General features: G+C 60.8%; 8 protein-coding genes. 5 read left to right on the top strand and 3 right to left on the bottom strand.

All coding sequences use genetic code 11. The annotated features are described in order from the left end of the window. Positions 1-35: 35 nt before the first annotated feature. Positions 36-3,023, top strand: coding sequence for an RHS repeat-associated core domain-containing protein (locus tag C4J89_RS17785; protein ID WP_124415190.1), 2,988 nt, complete (start codon positions 36-38; stop codon positions 3,021-3,023). Between the two features lie 73 nt (positions 3,024-3,096). Here C4J89_RS17785 and C4J89_RS17780 read toward each other — a convergent pair whose 3' ends face one another. Genes C4J89_RS17780 through C4J89_RS17770 form a run of 3 tightly spaced genes read right to left on the bottom strand, consistent with a single transcriptional unit; the run spans position 3,097 to position 15,328 of the window. After that, on the bottom strand, positions 3,097-7,680 hold the full coding sequence (locus C4J89_RS17780) for a SpvB/TcaC N-terminal domain-containing protein (protein WP_124415189.1): 4,584 nt from the start codon (positions 7,678-7,680) through the stop codon (positions 3,097-3,099). After that, positions 7,677-12,449, bottom strand: a complete 4,773-nt coding sequence (locus C4J89_RS17775) for a neuraminidase-like domain-containing protein (RefSeq protein WP_372238988.1) — start codon at positions 12,447-12,449, stop codon at positions 7,677-7,679. The genes C4J89_RS17780 and C4J89_RS17775 overlap by 4 nt, the downstream gene beginning before the upstream one ends. Before the next feature lie 50 nt (positions 12,450-12,499). Next, a complete protein-coding gene (locus C4J89_RS17770; RefSeq protein ID WP_124415187.1) occupies positions 12,500-15,328 on the bottom strand; it encodes a Tc toxin subunit A in 2,829 nt (942 codons plus the stop codon). 193 nt (positions 15,329-15,521) lie between these two features. Here C4J89_RS17770 and C4J89_RS17765 point away from each other — a divergent pair, with 193 nt between their 5' ends. From C4J89_RS17765 to C4J89_RS17750, 4 genes are all read left to right on the top strand, one after another. Further along, a complete protein-coding gene (locus tag C4J89_RS17765) occupies positions 15,522-18,428 on the top strand; it encodes an RHS repeat-associated core domain-containing protein (RefSeq protein ID WP_124415186.1) in 2,907 nt (968 codons plus the stop codon). A gap of 155 nt (positions 18,429-18,583) precedes the next feature. Then, a complete protein-coding gene (locus tag C4J89_RS17760) occupies positions 18,584-19,525 on the top strand; it encodes a rhodanese-related sulfurtransferase (RefSeq protein WP_124363674.1) in 942 nt (313 codons plus the stop codon). 3 nt (positions 19,526-19,528) lie between these two features. Beyond that, entirely contained in the window at positions 19,529-20,164 is a 636-nt protein-coding gene (locus tag C4J89_RS17755) for a DsbA family protein (RefSeq protein ID WP_124363673.1), read from the top strand. Next, the gene (locus tag C4J89_RS17750) at positions 20,157-21,974 is read left to right on the top strand and encodes an ABC transporter ATP-binding protein (RefSeq protein WP_124363672.1); all 1,818 of its coding nucleotides are present in this window, start codon (positions 20,157-20,159) and stop codon (positions 21,972-21,974) included. Before C4J89_RS17755 ends, C4J89_RS17750 begins: the two co-directional genes overlap by 8 nt. Positions 21,975-21,981: the final 7 nt, after the last annotated feature.

The following is a 21,981-nucleotide window of genomic DNA, read 5'->3' as shown; positions in this document are numbered from 1 at the left end:
CAGGACTACTTATTCAGCAATAAGGTCTTAAGGTCATGCCTGATTCCATCCATCGAAACACGCCGTCCCTGGCCGCAGTCGACCCGCGTGGGTTAATTGTTCGTAACATCAACTACCACCGCGCAAGTCCAGAGGTTGAACCGCAGGTGCGCGTTCATCGTCAGGTGTTTGGCAGTACGGGCTTGATGATTGAACAATGGGACCCGCGTTTGTTGCAGTTGGCCCGCGTACAGCCGGACACTGCGCCCAACCAACGCACGGTCTATAGCCTTGGCGGACAAGCGTTGCGCACCGACAGCGTGGATGCCGGCTGGCGGCTGACGCTGATGGGGGAGGCCGGGCATTTACTGGAAGAATGGGATGGGCGGAGCGCGCACCAGGCTCATCGCTATGATCAGTATCTGCGTCTGGTCGCCGTGTTCGAGCAGGCGGCCAGTGACGAGCAAGCGCGGTGCGTCGAGCGTCTTGCCTATGCTTTATCCTCGGCTGAAGAGGCCGCACGCAACCGCTGTGGCCGGGTGATTCGCCACGATGACGGCGGCGGCTCGTTGTTCCACGAGGCGTATGGGCTGCACGCGCAGGTTGCGCAGCAAACCCGACGCTTCCGGCTGGCGGGTGCCGCGCTGGATTGGCCGCAGCCCGATGCACAACGCGAGCAGCGCCTGGAGCCCGAGACGTTCCAGACATCCGTGGGGTTTAACGCCCTGGGTGAGCGGTTGCATCACACGGACGCCAAGGGCAATCGCTTCGACTACGCCTACGGCATTGACGGCCAACCGGCGAGTATCGCTGTGAAGCCCAGCGGCGGCGTGCGTACGCAGGTGCTGGGCGAGCGCCGCTACAACGCAGCCGGCCAGGTGCTTGGCGAGCGCGCCGGCAATGGCGTTGTGCGGGCCATGCACTACCGTGAGTTCGATGGTCGCTTGCGGCAAATGACTGCCCATCTGCCCGCACAACCGGGCGCGGCGCTGCAAGACCTGCGCTACGCCTATGACGGCGTTGGCAACGTCGTGCGGATCGACGACCTTGCCCAGCCGACGCAATGGTCCAGCAACACCCAAGTCGGTTCGGCCAGCCTTTATGAGTACGACACGTTGTCGCAACTGACCAAGGCCACCGGCCGCGAAACCGCCGGTAACCCGGAAGGTTCGGCGTTACCGGCGAGGGTAGCGTTTGGCTCGACTGACGACAGTGTATGGCGTCGCTACACCCAGCGGTTCAGCTATGACGCCGCCGGCAACGTGCTCACGTTGCAACATGTGCCCAGCAGCGGCACGGGCTTCACGCGGCAGATGAGCGTGGCCGCAGGCAGCAATCATTTTCTGCCCCAGGCCGATGGCAACAGCGCGCCGGGGTTGGGCCAGGGCTTTGACCACAACGGCAACCTGCAGGCGTTGGCAGGCGACCATCCGATGGGCTGGGATGTGCGCAATCAACTGGTGCGCCTTACGCAGGTGCGGCGTGCGGGCGGCAACGACGATGAAGAACGCTACGCCTACGATGCTACCGGCCAGCGCATCCTCAAACGCCGGGTCGCCCAGGCCCGGGGCGTGATGCACACCGCCGAGGTGCGCTACTTGCCGGGACTGGAAATTCGCCATGACAGCGCAACGGGGGAGCAACTGAATGTCCTCAACCTCGATGCCGGAACCACCACCGTCCGTGTCCTGCTTTGGGATCGCCACCCTTCGGGAGGGCGCCAGGACGCGCAGATCCGTTACGGCTTGTCGGACCACTTGGGCAGCAGCACCCTGGAACTGGGCGAGCAGGCGCAACTGCTCAGCCAGGAAAGTTATTACCCCTATGGTGGGACCGCGTGGTGGGCGGCGAAAAACGCCAGCGAGGTGAGCTACCGGTTCATCCGTTATTCAGGCAAGGAGCGCGATGCCAGCGGGCTGTCTTACTACGGCTACAGGTACTACGCACCGTGGTTATGCCGCTGGATCAGCCCGGACCCGACCGGCGATGCCGATGGCTTGAACCTGTACGCGATGGTTGGCGGTAACCCGGTCACCAGGGACGATGCGCAAGGGCTGGCCGCAACCCCGGCTTTGGAGGCGCCCCGGGACAAACAAATACGCAGGCTTTCCATCAGCCGCAGGCTGGCGAATATAGGGTGGATTATGCGCTCGAGGATACAAGCGGCCTCGTCGGCCGCGATTCGCGATGGTTTATCCACCTATATCGCCAATGCCGTCGCGACGGGTGTCGAGCTGGCGGTATTCAGCACCCTCCAGCCCACGCCGGAACGCAATCAGGCCTTGCGCTATAGCGTCGCCGCGCTGGATGCCCTGGCCACGTTCCATATGAGCACCGGTATCGTCGGTAACTGGACCCGCATGGCGCCACAGATCGGTGCTATTTCGGCAAGCCTCGTGGGCGTTGCTTACGCCGTCCAGGTTGACACGCTGAGCGTTCAAGCCGAGGAGCAGTGGGACCCCGTAGCGGTGCAACGGTTGAGCGGGCATGTTCGCTCGCTCTCCAGGGAACTGGTGCAGCAGATCATGCGTGGTCACGGCACCGGGTCATCCTGGGGCAGCACGCCCCTGCGGGCCAGGCTCGGCCGCACCGCCGGCGCGACTGCGGCGTACGCGGTCGCCACCGTCGCCAACGCGGTGTACGGCGGCGAAGTGCCTGCGCTGATGCAACCCAATGTGTCACCCGCAGTTGAAGCCTACGACGGGGCGATGGGAGCGATGATTCGTAGCGGCCACTCCACGGCCGTCCACGATGCCCATGGCCTGACCGTGCAGACGCCGGACCCTGCGGCGCTGATGCACGGCGGGCTGAGCAGAATGTTCAATCAGGTGTGGACGTACTGGGCCGCGACCGGGATTGAGGCATTGGCCGTTGCGCTGACGGGCCAGCCCCAGGCTGCGCAAAGCGGGAGCGCTCGCACGATAGTGAGGGTGGCCCGCGGCCTGATGGCAGCACTGACCGAATGGCGCGGCTTTTTCGTAGTGTATGCCAGGCGCGGGTACACAAGCCTAGCCTCGAACTGGAGCGCAGCCCGGCGATCCTGACAAGTACAAGGATGGGCCGTCGCGGCGGCCCATGTTTGCGTGTTACCAAAAGTTGTTTACATATCGACAGCCCTTAGGGGTTGTCAGTCAGTGCCTGGGCGGGGTGCAGCTCGTCGTAAGTGTCGTTTTCGTCCTCATTGACGGTGTACCAGGCCCAATAGGTGGTACGCCGCATGAATCCTCCTGCGGTGAGTGTCTGTGTCGGGCGACCGAGAGGGTCATACAATTGCCGGTCGCTGTGGCCCAGCTCGCGCATGGAGTGATCGTTGACGTAGGCGTGGCTGTTGGCGAAGTAGGCGCGGTAGAGGCGTATGACCAAGCCCTTGTTGTTGTATTCGACACGCTCGCTGACGCGCCAGCGGGGGTCGGCATGCACTTGGCGCAGCTGCTGCTTCAAGATGCCGGATGCATCCACCAGCTTGTCGACCAACAGGTCGCCCTTCTCGTCGACCGCATGGGCCGGGCCTGGTTCGGTCTTCTGCTTGGTCTGCAATGAACGGCCGAAGCCATCCCAGCAGGTCAAGGTCATGCGCACCTGTCGTTCGACATCGCCGGGGTAGCGGTCGGCTTGCAGCACGAGCCCATGTACCGGCGTCCGGCTGGCCGTATCGATCAACGCCTTGAGTTGTACTTCGCTGTCGCTGAGCGTTTGACGATCGCCGCTCAGGCGCAATCGCGCGCTCATGCGGATATGCCCGTCGGGGAGCAGGTAGCCTTTGGTAATCCACTCCGGCTTGACCTGGGCCGGGTCGATGCTGCCCATCCAACTGAACGGGGCGTAGCAGTGCGCGCTGGCCATGTCTTGCAACACGCTTTGCGCCTGTTCGATGGCAGACCCAGGCGTTACATGCTTGAGCGGACGGTAGCTGTCCAGCGCGGCGAAGCCCACCCTGAGGTTTTGTTCATGGCCGTGAAAGCTGCTGGCCAGTAACTGCCCAAAACCGTCATAAAGCGCCTCTTGAACCGTGCCGTTTGGGTCGACGACTTTTGTCGGCAGCAGCAATCGATAGTCGTATTCGGCTACGGTCACGCAATCGTCGGGGGCTTTCACCCGCAGGGTTTGCAGCGTGTAGGCGTCGTATTGAAGGGTCGTTTCGCCGTGGGCCTTGGTGGCCCGCAGCGCCCTCAACCGACAAAACCGGCTGGGCTTGTCATAACGGGGAAAGTGGCGGCAAATCGACCACAGGCGGTTTTGCGCGGGCGGCGCCTCGCCGTCGAACAGAAAAAACATCGCCATGGTGCGATAGCCACTCTCGGTGAGCGTTTGCACCAGGTCCACGGTGGGTTGGTTGGGCATGGCCGGGATGTCGTTGTAAACCTTCAAGGCCTGGTCATCCAGCTCGGCGGTTTCCAGGTAATCGGTCAATGCCTGGGCTGTGGCGACGCCGGGGTCCAGGGTTTTACCTAAGCCACCGGCCTGCCGGTAGCGCTGCACCGACAAGCCGCTCAGTGTGCGCAAGGCCCCTGCGGCCAATGGCCCGTCGCGAGTGTCGATGAACCGTTCATAGGTGATGCGCGCGGGGGCCAGCCCGCCAGGCGCCGGCGCTTTGCCGAGCACCAGGGCGTTGTCTCGTTGGCGGTAGGGCAAGGCCAGGCGCCACTGCTGTGCGCCGTCCAGGTGAATCGGCTGTGCCAGCGTTTCGCTCAGGTAATAGAACTGTTGCGCGCTGTCATGGGTATCGCGCCACCAGCGCTGTTGGTGCTCATTCACCAGCACGGTGGGTGGCGCGTCGCTGGCGGTGGTACGGCGGGCATAATGCAGGGCCACGCCATGCACCAGACAACCATAGGTATCCCAGCGCAGGTTGATCTGGTGCTGGCAGAGGGGGTCGTCTGCCACACCTTCATATTGGTAGCTGATCGACTCCAGGGCTAATGGCAGCAACCGCGCGTAGGGCGTATGGGCACTGGCCGGCGCCAGTTCGCGGACCAGATACCGCTGGTGTTTGACCGAGTAGGGCACGGCGTCGTGCGCCGGGTCCGCCGCCATCACCTCGACCCGCAACACACTGCCACTCAGTGCACGGGCCACTTCGCGTGTCAGTGCCGGCGCAGGATCGCTGATCAAGTCGTCATGATGATCCAGCGGCCCTGCCTGGGCCATCGCCCTGTAGCGGCTTACCAGCGTGCGCCCGAGGGCTTTGGCATGCGGGTCGTGAGGGCTTTGGTCGAGGGTGGGCATGTCAAGGGAGCGCCCGGTATGAAACCAGGTTTTGCTGCGCAAGGGTGCGCTGGAGCCTGGCGGGTTGCGCGCGTCCTTGCGGCGTTCGGTGTCGGTTTGCAGCACCAGCCCGAAGCCACGGAACTCGCGATCCAGGCGGTCGTAATACGCCTGGCGATAGCTCACGCGCTGGGTCAGTTGGTTGCCGGTAATCTCGTCCCATTGGTTTTGTTGGCTGACCAGCAGCAGCGCAAAGGGTAACCGGCTGATCGCAGGCTGACCTGCGGCATGCAGTTCGCGTTTTTCGTCAAGCCACTCCTGAGCACTGCTGCGATAGTTGATCAACGCCTGGGCGCCCATGTTGTTATCGGTGCGCCTGAGGAGCCAGGGCTTGTGGCTGAAAAAGTCATAGCGCCAGTGGATGGAGGTCTGGTGGGCAGCGGTCAGGATCAGGCTCGGACAGCCCAGGCCGAGCACGTCGATAACGCTGACCTGGCAGTGGTCGTCATATTGCACGCCCTCTGGCCACGGGACGTTGATCGCTTGTGTCTCGAAGCCGTTGCCGCCTTTGTTGAGGAAAATACTCAGGTGAGCGGCGCTCAAATACAGCAGGTCTGCCGCGCCACCGCCATTGAGGTCGACGAGCAGTACATGCGCCGCGTTGAACGTTTGATAACGCAATGGCAACGTGGCCAATACGAACCCCTGGCCAAAACGGCCGCGACCCAGGTTTGGCCAACATTTCACTTCGTTATGCCGGATACGCACCAGATGCTGTTGGCCGGTGGCGAGTACATCGCTGAACGCCACCAGTTCGTTGGGCGAGGAGGAAATGACCGGCAAGCCATCGTCGGGCCCATGCTGCACCTCGGTGGCGGGTGCGAAGCCGGATGCCCGGCGATGTTCATACAGGCGCACGCTGCGCGGGCCGATCATCGCAAAATCATGACGGCCTGCCCCCATCAAGTCAGCGAGCGTGCCCTGCGGGTGGAAGAACTCCGACGGGAATGCATCGAACGGCGTATAGGCTGACCAGTTGCGCTGTTCATCCAGGCTGAAAAAACCGTTCATCCCGGGCCCCGCCACCAGCCAGTCCAAACGCCCGTCGCCGGTCACATCGGCCAGCGCCTGGTGGATGGGCCGGGTGCTGTCGGCCACCGGCAGCCGCGTCAACTCCACGGCCGCGCCGTAGGTCACCTCGTTGCTGGTGCGCGGGTGTTGCGGCCTGAGCGGTTCATGGTAATACCAACATTTGTCTGCGCGGTACAACACACCGGGCAGGCCTTCGCCATACAGATCCACCAGTTGATAACGAGCGCCGCCATGCAGCCTGGGCAATGCAGCGAATGCCTGGTAGCGGCCAGGGTCAACCTTGAGCTGGCTCGACTCATAAAGGCACTCCAGCGGCGGGCGGCTTACGCTATTGCCCGCGCTGTCAAAGGCTTGCTCATGCACCGCGCTCAACAGGCTGACTTGCGAGGAGATGCGGTATTCCAGCAGCAGGCGCTTGACCAGCACCGGGTCGGCGCCCATTTGCGTTTCTTTGGGGAAGTGGTGAAACATCAGGATCTGGCTGCAGCGGCGCAGGGTGCGTAACTCGAAGCCGAAGGCAAAATCCGAGCAAGGGTCGGGCCGTGTCGGCCAGTCCTGGATTTTCAGATACGTCGGGCGCTTATCCAGTTCGAGGGCGCGTTCGCCATAATCGAAGAGCAGTTGAAAGTGCCAGCCCACGTCCGGTTTATCGTCGGTCTGCCAGAGGTAAAGCTGCTCCTGCTCCCTGGCGGTGAAGTTGCCGTAGCAGACGCTTTGCAGGTAATGCCGGGCGCGGCAGTCCCTGGGGTAGCGCGCGGTGTCGGTTTCTTTCGTGTAGTGATAATAAATGTGCTCGCCGTGGGCGTTCAGGCTTTCCTGCAACAACCACTGCGCCACATGGTGCGCCTGGTCTGGATCGGCAATCCGGGCCAGCGCGGTTTTTCCGTAAAGGTGCTGGCTGCCATCGGCACCCTGTATCAACCAGAAGCCAGCCGTGTCGGTTGCCGATTGCCAGTGTTCGATACGGTCGAAGCGGCCCTCGACCCTGGGGAAGTGGCGGGTGACCGTATACGCGATGGGCAGTGGCAAACCATTGAATGCCGCGTGGCTGTTGCTGATGATCGCGCCCTCGGCATCGCGTTCCGGTAGCCAGATTTGCGCGTCGGGGCCCACCAGCACATCGTGCATCGTGTAGCCAGGCACGCCATGAGAGGTGCGCCGGCTGACGGCAGGCTGGGGCACCCCCCAGCCCAGACCGAAGGGGCCGTTACCGGCACCGCTGTGGTAGGTCAGCGACATGGCCGGCGCGTAGCCACGCCCGGGCGAAATCGGCAAGGCAATTTCAAAGCTTGCCGTACCGCTGGAGCCGATATCGCCCCAGCCCTTGCCGGTGCCCTGGATGGCCGCACCGCCTTTGGGCAGGGCCGGGGTATTGACCTGTAGCATGGAAGTGTCGTCGCTCATGCCTGTCCCCCACTGGCAGCGACTGCCCTGGCGGTATAGCGCAGGTGAATGACAATATCGTTGATGGATTCCAGGACGGCTTTTTGCCGGCTCGGGTTGGGAAATTCCAGGGTCCAGTCGGAGATGGCCCCCGTGTATTCGAACGGCAAGTAACGCTCGTTGCTGTCGAACGTGAGGGTGAACAGGCCGTTGTCATCCAGCCCGGTGGACAGTGCGATTTGCTGATGGGCACGCTGGTCCGTGCGCAGCTCGCCGCTGGACAGTACCATTTGGCTGCGGGTCTGGGTCAGTATCGCCTTGATGTCTTCATAAGGGCCCAGGGTCGCGGGCAACGAGACGCTGATGCCTTTGATCCGTCGCAGGACGTGCCCGGGGTAATCCTCTTCAAACAGTGCCGCGGGTAATTTGAAGCACAGCGTGCCTTTAGTGACCAGTTGTCGTTTATGAGCGGTCCACTTCTCTTCAGTCGTGGGCGGCGGCGTCTGAGAGGTGTCGGTTGGTGGGGGGGAGAGCTCGCACTCGTGCAGGCGGTGGCGCAGGGAAATGGTCTTGACGATCTCCAGATCCCGCACGTTATGGTTCAAATAGGCCGCGTTCATGTTCAACAGCGACAGCTTCAGGGCTTCACCTGCCAGATAGCCCCGGTAGTTGTTGTTCCAGGCGCCAGGCTGGATAAACGTGCGCGCATAGTCCGCTATCTCGTACTGCCAGCACGCCTGGGCGCTGCGGCACAGGGAAAGGCTAAGGTCATAGACTTGGTAATAGAACGTGCTCAGCTGAGCGTTGAGCCAGTCATACAGCTGTGCCTTGGAAAAGCGCTTGGCCAACAATTGATAGTTCGACCAGGCTTGGGCCAGGGAGGTCTGGGCCAGGCGCAATTGCAGGCGCGTGGCTTTTTCCTGCTCGGCATAGGCCTGTAATTGGGCATCGACCTGGGCCAGTTCGAGTCGGGCCTGATCCTGGGCATGGGCCCACTCTTGCGCCCGGCGGTTGAATTGCTCGGAACGATCCAAGTCTGCGGCGGTGCCGCGCAGCGCCGTGGCAACGCCTTGGGCGATGGCTTGGGCAGCATAGAACGGGCCTTCCCAACGCGAGCCGCCGACACTGGTACCGAAGATATTGGGTGCCACCATCGCGACGCCGGCCGCTGCGGCGGCGGCGCAAGCGGCGGTGTCGAACCCGGTGCTGATCAGGTAGAGCAAGCCTGCCTGGGATTCGCCGGGGCTGATGCCTTCGGTGAGCTGGTGTGCGTAGTAGTGCATCCGCGACTCGATCATGCGTCGGCTGGCGTCGAGTGCCTGGCGGTTCCTTGCGTCGATCTGCAACGCCTGGGTTTGCTGGGTCACGACGATATTGGCCAAGTCCCACGCCTGTTGTTGCTGTAACTCCAGGTATTCCGCCTGTTCCTTGCGTTCAACCAGGGTCAGCACCGTACTGCCGAATTGAATCACCGCTTCGGCGGCCGTGAGCGCGTGGCCCGACATGACCTGGAAGCGATAATGGCCGACGTGCGCGTCGACGAACGGCGCGGCACCACTTTCGCCGAAAGCCCCTTGGCCTTGGGCGGCCAGCAGTTTGAGAGGCGACAGTGGCGCTCCGTAGAGCGGCAGGTGCAAGGGTTTACCGGTGATGTCCAGATTGTGCCGCAGATTATGCAGACGGCTTTCGAGCTTGTCCCAGCGCGCCACCAGTTCGGCGTTGAAAGGCAGGCGCAGATTATCGGTGTCCGTGAGCCAAGGCAGTGCATCGCCTTCGACCGACAGGTTGACGTCGATGGTCGGGTTGGTTTGCTCAAGTTTGGCCAGGGCCTGAGAGCCCTGCGTTGCCAGCGCGCCAAGGGTGATTTGCGCCCACGGTTCAGTGGTGATGATCCTGGGGCGTGGGCCAAGGAAATGTTGGGCTCGGGTGTACCAGAGTTTGGCTTGGGTCAGGCTGTCCGGGGTGAGCTGGCGATAGTCGGCATCGCCGCGATTGAGCAGGATGTCCAGGTAAAACAGGTAGATCGCCTTGCGAAAATGCACGGGTGAGCGTATCGCCAGTTCGTGGGGATCGTGGCTGGTGTACCCGGGCAGCCGTTCTTCACGGGCCAGTTCGCGCAAACCCCAAAAGGCAGGCCGTTTGCTGGACGCATCGGCGGCGCGCCCGGGGTCGAACAGATAGCCGAGCCAGGCTTGCGCTTCGGCATACCGTTGCTCCTGATTCAGGCGATGGGCTATCAGCCAGGGCGCGTACAGGAACAGCTCCCAGAAGTACTTGCCGTTAGCACCTGTGAAGTCGATGCCTTCTGCTGTGCCGCCAGGTGTGAGTGGCGGCTCTTTCCAGGTTTCTGGCGTTAACGAGAACAAATGGTCAAGGCTGACATTGGCCGCCTGGACCAGCTTGGCGGCAATGCAGGTATTCATGCGCAGGGTAGCGGGCATGTCGGCAGGCAGGCTTGCCGAATTGTTGGAAAAGTCGATGAATTCAGCGGTGCCGAATTTGCCCGATTCGAGTCTTTTGATCGTTGGCGCCAGTTGCGGGTTGAGCGCGGGGTCAGAAACTGGTGTTGTCAGCTTGAGGGTTGCCGTATTCAACGCATAGCCGAGGATTTTCGTGCCGTCTTCGCCAGGCTCAAGCGTCACCACCCCATGTATCAGGGTGAAGCCGGACTTCATCTGCTCCTGCGTCACCGGAATGCGCGCCGTGACCCGATGCCCGACGGGCAATTCGGGGCTTGATCCGGTCAGGCTTTCGTGAGCTGTGTCCTGAAAGTTGATGATGCGATGAGAGTTGGCATTGATGGTTTCGGTGAATGGGTAGTCTTTGAAATTCGCACTCATGATGACGTGTTTATAGGCACGTAATTTGGGCGGGGTAACCCTTGCCCTTTTCATTATCAGTGCGTTTTGTGAATGCAGCTTGTTTTTTTTATCTTCTTGACTGGTATAAATGCCATAACGGTTGAGGATGACATGGAAATCTTTATGTGTGTATAAGTTTACGAAGGCGTTTTTGTCGATGAAATTACCTTCCAATAAGAGGGTGTTTGAGTTCTGCGGGTCTGTTGTATGGGTAAACAGTGCGCCGCTAATATTATTTACAGCGTTAGGAAATTCTTCATGGGTGGTCGAATTTTTTAAATATAGTGCGTAGTAGTCAGTTTTCAGCGGTGTTGAGGAATCGGTGATGATAGAGCCCTTGCTCAGTTTAAGTTGAGTCGCTTTGGGGTCATCCAGTGCATCATTGGTTATCAGCGTGATAGTTGCGCCCTGCTGTTTAGTCAAGGTGACGCTGTACGGCTCTTGGAAACGGCCACTGAGAGTAGAAGAAAACACAAGTTCTTGGGTGTTTGAATCGAAGGAGACATTAGTATCGTCGGTGTTTTTTATTTTTTTCTGGTTCGTTTCAAAATTCCAATGTTCTTTGTTTTCAAAAATCATTTGCGACGCGATAGCAATCGTGTGCTCGGTTGGCGGCGCTATTTTGAACTGCAAGTTGCCTTGGTTCTTGCTTGCGAAGAGCGTGAGAAATTGCCTGGCCCTGTCAGGCAGCAATTCGCTGTAATACCCGTTAGTGCTGTGCGCCTCGCCCTTGAGTATGGCCTGTACTTTGGTCTTCTGGGACGGATCGAAGGGTTCCAGCAGCCGGTTTATTTCTTCGGCCACCTCTGAGCCGGGCAGCACGCTATAGCGTTCGGGGCTGCCGCCATCGGCGACGGTGGTGATAGTGAAGGACTGGTCGATATGAACGGCCTGGAAAAACCTGCCAATGAAATTATCCTGCTGTCTAGGATCTTTACGGCTGGTAGCGAGCACACTTAAGAAAAGTACGGGCGTGCTCTTGCTGTCGACGATTGCCACCGTTTGCGTAATGCTTTTGAGCAGCTCCGCGCTCGATGCGTTAACGTCTTCGGTCGCACAATATTGCTCAATGCACGCCTGGGGCACGCTCCAACTGCCATCATGTTTTTTATACGAGAAATTGAGCCGGAATTTGACATAGTGCGTGTTGATCCAATCGTCCAGATGGTCCTTTTCCTCCGAATCCCGTCGCGCCGGCTTAAACGAATTGGACGGGGTGGGTTTGATGCACTCGGCCCAGATGAAAAATAGCCGGCTATTGAAGTACACCGGCCGGATACTTTGCTCGGCGGTGGCGTCGGAGACCGACAGGTTGATTTTTTTCCAGTCTGACCAGGCATCCTGCAAGAGCACCGCGCCGGAGCGCCTGGACATGTCCAGCGAGCGCCAGTAATAGGTGTTTTCGGAGGTCGATTTACCGATGAAGTAATAAGTGCCGCTGTGCAGGTTGTTCAAGTCGGCGTCTATATAGCCGTTGAGCGTGCGTATGTTGGCGGTTTCCTCGAACCTGGCCAGATACTGCTGAACCGCCGTGGTGATGGTGTCCGCTTGAATTCGGTATTGGCTGAGGTCGTTTTGCAACTGTTGAAAACTGTCGGTCTTGTCCCGTCGTAACGTCGGGTCCAGATAGTTGGCCGGATGGTAATGCAATTGCTGACTGGCACTCCACAGCGGGTAGGTGTGCAACTGTTCGCGCCAGATCTTGCTTTGTTGCGCGGTCATGCCCTGATGGGCATAGCCCGGCTCCAGGCCCAGTTCAATACGGCTGATGTATTGCTGCAGGCTGGAAATGGCACAGGCTACCGGGCTGGTCGGCACGGCTTGGCTGACTTGTACGTCGAGTAGCCAATACGCGTAAAGGTCATCGGCATTGCCGATGGTTGCCTTAAGCGCATCAGGCACTTTATGGGTGAGGTAGTACGCGAGCATGGCGTCGCGCAGGCTTTCATTAAGCTGTTGGTCAAGCGAGTGAGACATGATCAGTCCTTGAGCAGGTCGGTAGAAAAAGGCGTGTTGACGAGAGAGGCATGGGCACTCGTGAGCGCCTCACCGACGGCCTTCCATTGAGCGAACGTCGAGTTGGTTTCAAGTTGGCTGGCTGCAATCAGCAGGGTGGCCGACAGGCCGGTTGCGGTGCTGGCTTGGCGGCAGCGCAGCAGCCAGTCCAGGCGATCCATGGAGGTAATGCGTGGAGGGTTCAGTTGGCTGCTGAAGACGGTTATTTCGCTGGCACTCCAGCCAAAAAGTCGGGCGAGATGCTCGCTGGTTTCTTCAGTGTTGTGTTGTGCCGCGCGATTGGGCCGCGCGTTGGCCTGTCCGAAGTAATCGAGAATTTGTCCTTCCGTCAGGCCAAAACGCTCAATGCAATGGTTGAACTGCTGAATGAGGCAGAGGGTGTGCGGGGTCAGTTCAAGGACCGAAGACGCTTGATAGCCACTGTCCAGCCAGTGCGGGTTTATCAGAAACTGATCAAGCGCCTGGCGGCTGAGCGGCAATTGCAGAACATCGACGGCGTGGGGGAGCAGCAATATCAGATAGCCGAGGGTTTGCAGGGGTGGGGCTGCAGGCGCGTGCAGGCGCAGGAAATGGCTGTGATGGTCATATTTTTGATGACCATTGGCACCGCCTGGCAGCTGGGGTACGGCGCGGATGATCTCTTTGAGGCGTAGATACAGCGCCCAGAACTCATTACGCACCGTCTCCATCAGGGTACGAAGCTTGGGTTTGGCGCTCTCGATATAGTAGGTTGTGCGATTAGTGTCCGAGCTGATGGCAATGGCGGACAGCGCTTCCTCGACCGCCACCTCAATGCTCGTGTTTGAGCGCATCCGTTGCAGTACTTGCTGGGCCAGGGCTTCCCAGTCCACGGCGGGCAAGCGAACTGCTTCATCAGCGGGTTGTTGGGGAAGTTCAAGCAGGTTCAGCTGTTTGGAGAGAGAAGCCTGATCGTAGGCCGCGAATTCTTTCAACAGCAGGTTGATGGCCGGGTCCTGGACCTGCTGATCGAGCAATAGCTGGTGCCTCAACAGTGACAGGCTGTTGCCATTCTCCTTGAGCCAACGGCTGGCCCATTCCAGGTGCATGAGCATATCGAGAAAGTCAGCCGCGCCCTTAGGCTTGCGTCTCAGCGTTGGGTGACGCAGTTGCGCAAGAAAGGGCGTCGCGCCGGGCAACTGCAGCAGTTGCTGGCATTCCATGACCGACAAGCCGAACAGCCGAGCGATTCGCGCTTGCCGATAGAGTGCGCTGACGGTCTCGACCGTGCGGGTTTCGGGCTCATCGGCGATCAGCAGTTGCAGCGAGTCCTGGGTGTCTTGCAGGCCCAGCGCGGCGCAGAGTTGTTGCCGGGTGGTTGCGTCGAATGCCTGCTCGTCCAGACACAGCGCAGGCAGGGCCGAACCCGCGCGGTTGAACACCTGATCGAACAACGACACGCGCTCACCCGAACCGTGAACGGGCAACTGATGGAGCCAGGCGGCAAACTCTTCGGCTTGCAGGCTGTAGCGCTTGCTCAGATAGCAAAAGACCCCCAGCGCCCGAAGGGTGTTATGGGTGATCAGCAGCGCGCGGTTGCTGGCGCCTTCGCAGCGCATCGCGCTGACCAGCAACGTGTCCAGTTGCGCGAAAGGCAGGCCGAGCCAGCGCTGCAGGCGAATCATCCGTTGCAGCCTGTCGAAGCGTTCAAGGCTCACGTTGACCAGCTTGGCGGGGGCGTCTTTGTTCAGGCTGATCGCGAGTGTGGGGGCAGATGCAAGCGCGCCGTTGATGTAACAGGCACCGTAAGTGAGGCCGGTGGGCTGTTTGCAGTTTGGCGATTGGCGCGGTGCTTGTGTCTGTTGTGCCAGCAACGCTTGAAGTTGTTCGGCATCCAGTTGCGTATGCTGCAGGAAATCAGTGACGTCTTCCGGCCCCTGTTCAGCCGTCCAGTTGAAGTACGTGCGATAGAAGGTTGGCGCGCCCTGCGCCGTTACCCAGTCTCTTTTCAGCAGGGCCTGTTGTTCAGGGCTCAGCCCGGATAACAGGCATTGCACCTCATTGTTGCGGGTAACGACTTGCCCGTAAGTGCTGGTTGCTCCCGCCAGGGGCAACTGGCGACTGATGCGATAGTTCAACTCACCCAACATCGGCTTGTCGCCCGACAAGCCCAGCCGGCATTGCTGGTGGTGGAAATGATACGGCAACGAAAACGGGTACCAGCTGTTGCTCAGCAGCGAGTAGGCGTCGTTGGCGTTTGCGATATTGCTGAGCAAGGTCTGATTGATGATCGACAACATGGGCACCTGGCCCGTAACGCTGTGTTGGTCGATCAACAGGTCCTTGAGGTCTGCACGCCGGACCGACAGTTTGAGCACGTCGGCCCCCTTGGCATTCTGTTCCAGTTGCAGGGCGAACAGATAAAGCGCGCGCAGGTAGGCAGCCGGCGAATCGACTGCGGCAATGGACGCGTTGGCGCAGAACTGTTCGCGATTTTCGTTGAACAAGGCCTGGTAGGTGGCATCGGTATCGGCGGCGACATCGCGTTTAGCGCGCAGGGTAGGGCGCTGCGACGAGACCTGCTGTTCGCGAAACAACCTTTCCAGTTGCGCTGCAGCGCTCTTGGCCTTGCGGTATACCGCGTGGGCATCGTCATCGTTGCAGGTGGCCAGTTGCTCTGCGAAGGCCTTTTCGCTGAGGCGCACGATGTCGAATACCGAATGAATGTCGAGGCGCTGCAGCGCGGTGTTGAAATCGTCCCGACCCGGGGCGGGAGGGTGTGCGTGATCAATCAGTTGAGCGAGCAAGGAGCTGCTGTCGGCTTGCATATTCATACGTTCCTTCACGCCTGCCGATGGGGCCGGCGGGCAATGAAAAACGCTATCACGCAGGTTAACGGGGCCAGGCATAGCTATTTACAGGCATCGTCGGCCCCCGCCGGTTGAGGCATCCATACACCGATACCACCTCTGTGCAGGCATGAACCCTAGGCTTTGCTGACCATTGTGCAATTGAGGTCATGTGATCATGTCTGCTTCACTTCATCGAAACACGCCCTCGCTTGCGGCCTTCGACCCCCGTGGATTGACCGTGCGCAGCGTCGCTTATCTGTGCGCTACCTCCCAGGCTGCGCCGACGGCTCGTGTCAGGCGTCAGGTCTATGGGGCCAGCGGCCTGTTGCTTGAGCAGTGGGACCCGCGCCTTTCTACCCTTAAATCGCGCGAACCGTTGACCGAGGCCAATCAGGCCTCGGTGTACAGCCTGTCTGGTAGCTTGGTCCGCAGCAACGATGTGGACGCCGGCATGCGGCTGATGCTGGCGGCGCCCTCGGGACAGCTGTTGCATGCCTGGGACGGCCGCGGTGCCTATCAGCGCCACGACTACGACACCTTGCAGCGTCCGGTGGCGGTGTTCGAACAAACTGCCGACGAAGCGCGACTCCGGTGTGTCGAACGCCTGGTGTATGCCGCGCCAACGCCTGAGCACCGCGCACTTAACCGCAGTGGCCGCCTGGTACGCCATGCCGACCCGGCGGGCACGCAGGTGTTCGACGCCTATGGGATGACCGGGCAGGTGCTGCGCCAAATCCGGCGGTTTCGCGAGGCCCCGGGCACTGTTGACTGGCCGCTTGCCCCGGCCGATCAGGACCAGCAACTGCAACCTGAGCTTTACACCACACGCTGGGCGTTTGACGCCCTGGGTGCCACGGTGGAACAGCTCGACGCCAAGGGCAATGCCCGACAGTTCGCCTATGGGCTGGACGGGCAGGCGAAAAATATTCACCTCACCTTGAAGAGTGGTACGCGCAAGACCGTGGTAGAGGGCTACGTCTACACTGCCGCCGGCCAGGTGGAGACGGCCCTGCTGGGCAATGGCGTGAGTAGCCTGGCCACCTATCGGGCCGAGGATGGCCGTATGCGCCGGCTGATGGCGTACCGCAAAAACGAGCGGGCGGCGCCGCTACAGGATTTGAGCTACGACTATGATCCCGTGGGAAATGTTTCAAGCCTGCAGGATCAGGCACAACCGACCAGGTGGAGCCACAACACGCAAGTAGCTGCCTCCTATCGCTATGAGTACAACTCGCTGTACCAACTGACCCAGGCCACAGGCCGGGAAAGTACTGCCGCCGCCATCGGCCCGGCACTGCCCGCGCGTATTTCGTTCGGTTCGACCGACGCCGGTTTATGGCGCAACTATACCCAGCACTATGCCTATGACGAGGGGGGCAACCTGACCCGGCTGCGTCATGTGCCGTCCAGTGGTGTCGGCTATACCCGCGACATGCAGGTCGCAACTGGCAGTAATCGTGCGTTGTCGAGCGAGCATCCGGTTGGCGAGTGGGCGCAGGGTTTTGATGCCAATGGCAATCAGCAACAGCTGGGACGTGGCCTGCCGATGGCGTGGAACGTGCGTAATCAGTTGACCAAGGTCACGACGATTCTGCGAGAGGAGGGGGACCCGGATGAGGAGGCCTATGTGTACGCAGGCGACGGCCAGCGCGCGCTCAAGCTCACGCACCAGCAGGTCGCCGGCAGCCGGCAGACGGCGCGTGTGTATTACCTGCCAGGCCTGGAAATTCGCCATCGACCGTTGCGCCGGCTGAGTGTTGTGCGTCTTGAAGTGGCGCGGTGCACGGTTGAGGTCTTGCAATGGGAGCTGGGGCTCGATGAGGGAGCAGCCGATGCAACCCTGCGTTTTTGCCTGACGGATCAGCAATCGAGTCATGGGCTGGAGTTGGGCGAACAGGCAGAGTTATTGAGCCAGGAGAGTTATTTTCCCTATGGAGGGACGGCGTGGTGGGCATCGCGCAGCGAGGTGGAGGGTCGCTACAAGACGCGCCGATATTCAGGCAAAGAGCGGGACAGCAGCGGCTTGTATTACTACGGTTTCCGCTACTACGCCCCTTGGTTACAGCGCTGGATAAACCCCGACCCCCTAGGGGGCGGGGCAGAGTTGAATCCCTATCTCATGGCGTTCAACAACCCGATGACATTCGTTGATTCAATGGGGCTGCTGCCGGCCGATGTGGAAAATACCCAAATACAGGGCGGTACTGTAATCCTCCTGCTTTTGGTCTTGCTGGGCCTGGGCGTGGGGGCGCTGCTTGGGAATGCGACGGTGGGGGCTTCCATCGGGGCTCTGGTGGGCGGTGTACTGTTTGGCACCAGTCGCCTGAATGCCTATCTGCAAATGCAACCGCAGGCCGTGGCAAGGGCTGCGGAACAAGTGGAGGAACAATTCGCCAGGGATATTTCGGAGATGGCGATCAAGTTGGCGCAGCGGGCGCGGTTGAGTCACGAAGAAACGGAGCGGTTGGTGAATTTTGCCTATGCACGCCGCCCTGCCGAGGGAGGCATGTCCCTTTACCTCAATGCATCGGAAGGGGACATCTATGGCTATGCGGGGCCTGTGGGTGAATCGGCGGGCGTCGAGGGCATACTGATGGACAGTCGTAACCCGATGCCTGAGTTGAAACGCATGGGCTATGGCGCGGTACTGCTGCGAAGACCAGGGCGTGAGTCCGCTGCCGCGAGCGGTCAGCCGGCGGGGGCAAGCACGTTCGAGGTGGGGGCGACGACACAGGTTGCCGGTTCCAGTCGCGCACGCGGTGGTCGGCAAGCGCAGGCCCAACTGCCGATGAGGGCGCCGAGGGCGATAAGAGGCGCTGCTCCACGGATGCAGATCAATACCGAGGTACTTGGAGATATCAGTTCGTCGAGCCGCGAGGACCGCAGTATCGCCCTTACCCTCAGTCATTTGCGGGAAGGTCGTTTTGGCGCGGTTCATTGGCATCTCCACAGAGATCAACTGTGGTCTGCTGACTTGCACGGTTACGCCGCTTCTCGTGGTCGCAGTGCCTATCGTTTGATGTTCAAACACCTCGGCGGCCAGAAGTACCGAGTGGAGGGCGTACGCAACCCACACCGCTGAAGCCGATCGCCGCCAGGATGTTGAGGCAATATCAGCGGCTGTGTGTCGATGCGGCGGCGGCGTGGTTTTGCTAGAATGCGCGCCGCGCCGCCTGGCCGGCGCGTTTTTTTATCCGGTTCACCCCTTACGAGGGTAGCCACCTGGAGAGAACACCCATGACCCAACCTATCGTCGTGGCGGCACTGTACAAGTTCGTCACCCTTGAAGATTACGTCGCCCTGCGCGAGCCACTGTTGCAGGCGATGGTCGACAACGGCATCAAAGGCACGTTGCTGATCGCCGAGGAAGGCATCAACGGCACTGTTTCCGGTAGCCGCGAAGGCATCGATGGCCTGATGGCCTGGCTGAAGAACGATCCACGCATGGACGACATCGACCACAAAGAGTCGTATTGCGACGAGCAGCCGTTCTACCGCACCAAGGTCAAGCTCAAGAAAGAAATCGTGACCCTGGGCGTCGACGGCGTCGACCCGAACAAACAGGTCGGCACCTACGTCGATCCAAAAGACTGGAACGCGCTGATCAGCGACCCCGAAGTGCTGTTGATCGACACCCGCAACGACTACGAAGTGTCGATTGGCACCTTTGAAGGCGCGATCGACCCGAAAACCACCAGTTTTCGCGAATTCCCCGACTACATCAAAGCCAACTTCGACCCGGCCAGGCACAAGAAAGTCGCCATGTTCTGCACCGGTGGCATTCGCTGCGAGAAAGCCTCGAGCTTTATGCTCAGTGAAGGCTTCGACGAGGTCTATCATCTCAAGGGCGGCATCCTCAAATACCTCGAAGAAGTGCCGCAGGAAGAGACCAAGTGGCAGGGCGACTGCTTTGTTTTCGACAATCGCGTGACGGTGCGCCACGACTTGAGCGAAGGCGACTACGATCAATGTCATGCCTGCCGCACACCGGTCAGCGTAGAAGACCGCGCGTCCGAGCACTACGTGGCCGGCATCAGTTGCCCGCATTGCTGGGATAAGCTGCCGGAGAAAACCCGTCGCAGCGCCATCGACCGGCAAAAGCAGATCGAACTGGCCAAGGCCCGCAACATGCCGCACCCGATTGGCTTCAACTACAAGCAAACCCCTTCCGAGGCTTGAACCATGCCCGCGCGCCTGCTCTATGTGATGGACCCGATGTGTTCCTGGTGCTGGGGCTTTTCCCCAGTGGCGCAGGCGCTGGTTGAGCAGGCCCGGGCGAGCGGTGTGGAGTTGCACCTGGTGGTGGGTGGCTTGCGCACCGGCAGCGGCGCGGCGCTGGAGCCGAACACCCGGCGCTATATCCTCGAGCACTGGCAGGCGGTGACTGACGCCACCGGCCAGCCGTTCAAGCGCGAAGGCGCGCTGCCCGATGGGTTTGTCTATGACACCGAGCCTGCGTGCCGCGCCATCGTCACTGCGCGCAGCCTGGCGCCCGATTGCGCCTGGAAGCTGCTTGGGCTGATCCAGCACGCGTTCTATGTAGAAGGCCGCGACGTCACCTCTGCCCATGTGCTGGTGGAACTGGCCGAGCAGGCCGGTATTCCGCGTATCGAGTTTGCCGGCGAGTTCGACCGCGCCGAACAGCACGCCGCCACGGCCGCCGATTTCACCTGGGTACAGGACCTGGGCATCGCAGGCTTCCCGACCTTGCTGGCCGAGCGCAATGGCCAGTTGGCGCTGCTGACCAATGGCTACCAGCCCTTGTCCGAATTGTCGCCATTGCTGGGGCGATGGCTGGAGCGCGCCACCTGTGCATGATCAGCCCGACACGCCTGAACCCAAGCGCACCGACCGCCTGACCTGGGCGGAAATTCGCCGCTTGGCCCTGCGCCACAGGAAATCCCTGTGGATCGCCAACAGCGTGGCCGTGCTCGCGACCTTGTGCAGCGTACCCATCCCGTTGCTGTTACCGCTGTTGGTCGACGAAGTGCTGTTGGGCCGTGGCGATGCCGCGCTCAAGGTGATGAACCACGCCTTGCCGCTGGGCTGGCAGCAGGCCGCCGGTTATATCGGCCTGATGCTGGTGATCACCCTGGCCCTGCGCTGCGGCGCGCTGGTGTTCAACGTGGTGCAGGCGCGGCTGTTTGCGCGATTGGCCAAGGACATCGTCTACCGCATCCGCGTGCGGCTGATCGAGCGGCTCAAGCGCATCTCCCTCGGCGAATACGAAAGCCTGGGCAGCGGCACGGTGACCACCCACTTGGTCACCGACCTGGACACACTGGACAAATTCGTCGGCGAAACCCTCAGCCGCTTTCTGGTGGCGATGCTGACCCTGGTTGGCACCTCGGCCATCCTGGTGTGGATGCACTGGCAACTGGCGCTGTTGATCCTGCTGTTCAACCCGCTGGTGATCTACGCCACGGTGCAGTTGGGCAAGCGCGTCAAACACTTGAAGAAACTGGAAAACGACAGCACCTCGCGCTTCACCCAGGCGCTGACCGAAACCCTGGACGCCATCCAGGAAGTGCGCGCCGGTAACCGCCAGGGCTTTTTCCTCGGGCGTCTGGGCCAGCGTGCCCAGGAAGTGCGCGACTACGCCATTCACTCGCAATGGAAGACCGACGCGTCCAGCCGTGCCAGTGGCTTGCTGTTCCAGTTCGGCATCGACATTTTTCGCGCAGCGGCGATGCTCACCGTGCTGTTTTCCGACCTGTCCATCGGCCAGATGCTGGCGGTGTTCAGCTACCTGTGGTTCATGATCGGCCCGGTGGAGCAATTGCTGAACCTGCAATATGCCTACTACGCGGCAGGCGGCGCGTTGACGCGCATCAACGAGCTGCTGGCCCGCGCCGACGAGCCGCAGTACGCCGGGGGGACCGATCCGTTCACCGGGCGTGCAACCGTTGGCATCGACGTGCGCGGCCTGGACTTCGGCTACGGCGATGACCTGGTGCTCGACCAATTGAACCTGGCCATCGCACCGGGGGAAAAGGTGGCGATTGTCGGCGCCAGCGGCGGCGGCAAAAGTACCCTGGTGCAACTGTTGCTGGGCCTCTACACACCCCAGGCCGGCAGTATCCGTTTTGGCGGCGCGACCCAGCAGGACATCGGCCTGGCGACTATTCGCGAAAACGTCGCGGTGGTGCTGCAACACCCGGCACTGTTCAACGATACCGTGCGCGCCAACCTGACAATGGGCCGCGAGCGTACGGATCAGGCGTGCTGGCAGGCGCTGGAAATAGCCCAGTTGGAGGCGACCGTCAAGGCATTGCCGTTGGGCCTGGACAGCATAGTGGGTCGCTCTGGCGTGCGCTTTTCCGGCGGCCAGCGGCAACGCCTGGCCATCGCGCGCATGGTGCTGGCCGAGCCCAAGGTGGTGATCCTGGATGAAGCCACCTCGGCTCTGGACGCGGCCACCGAGTACAACCTGCACCAGGCACTGGCGCGGTTTCTCAGCGGGCGTACTACACTGATCATCGCCCACCGCCTTTCAGCGGTGAAACAGGCGGATCGGGTGTTGGTGTTCGATGGCGGGCGTATCGCCGAGGATGGCGACCATCAGCAATTGATTGCCGACGGGGGGCTGTACGCCAAATTGTATGGACACTTGCAACAAGTGCGGTGATTTGGCT

This window comes from Pseudomonas sp. R4-35-07, assembly GCF_003852235.1.
Classification (GTDB): Bacteria; Pseudomonadota; Gammaproteobacteria; order Pseudomonadales; family Pseudomonadaceae; genus Aquipseudomonas.
Note: the sequence above shows the minus strand (reverse complement) of the source record. Positions and strands in the feature narration are given on the sequence as shown.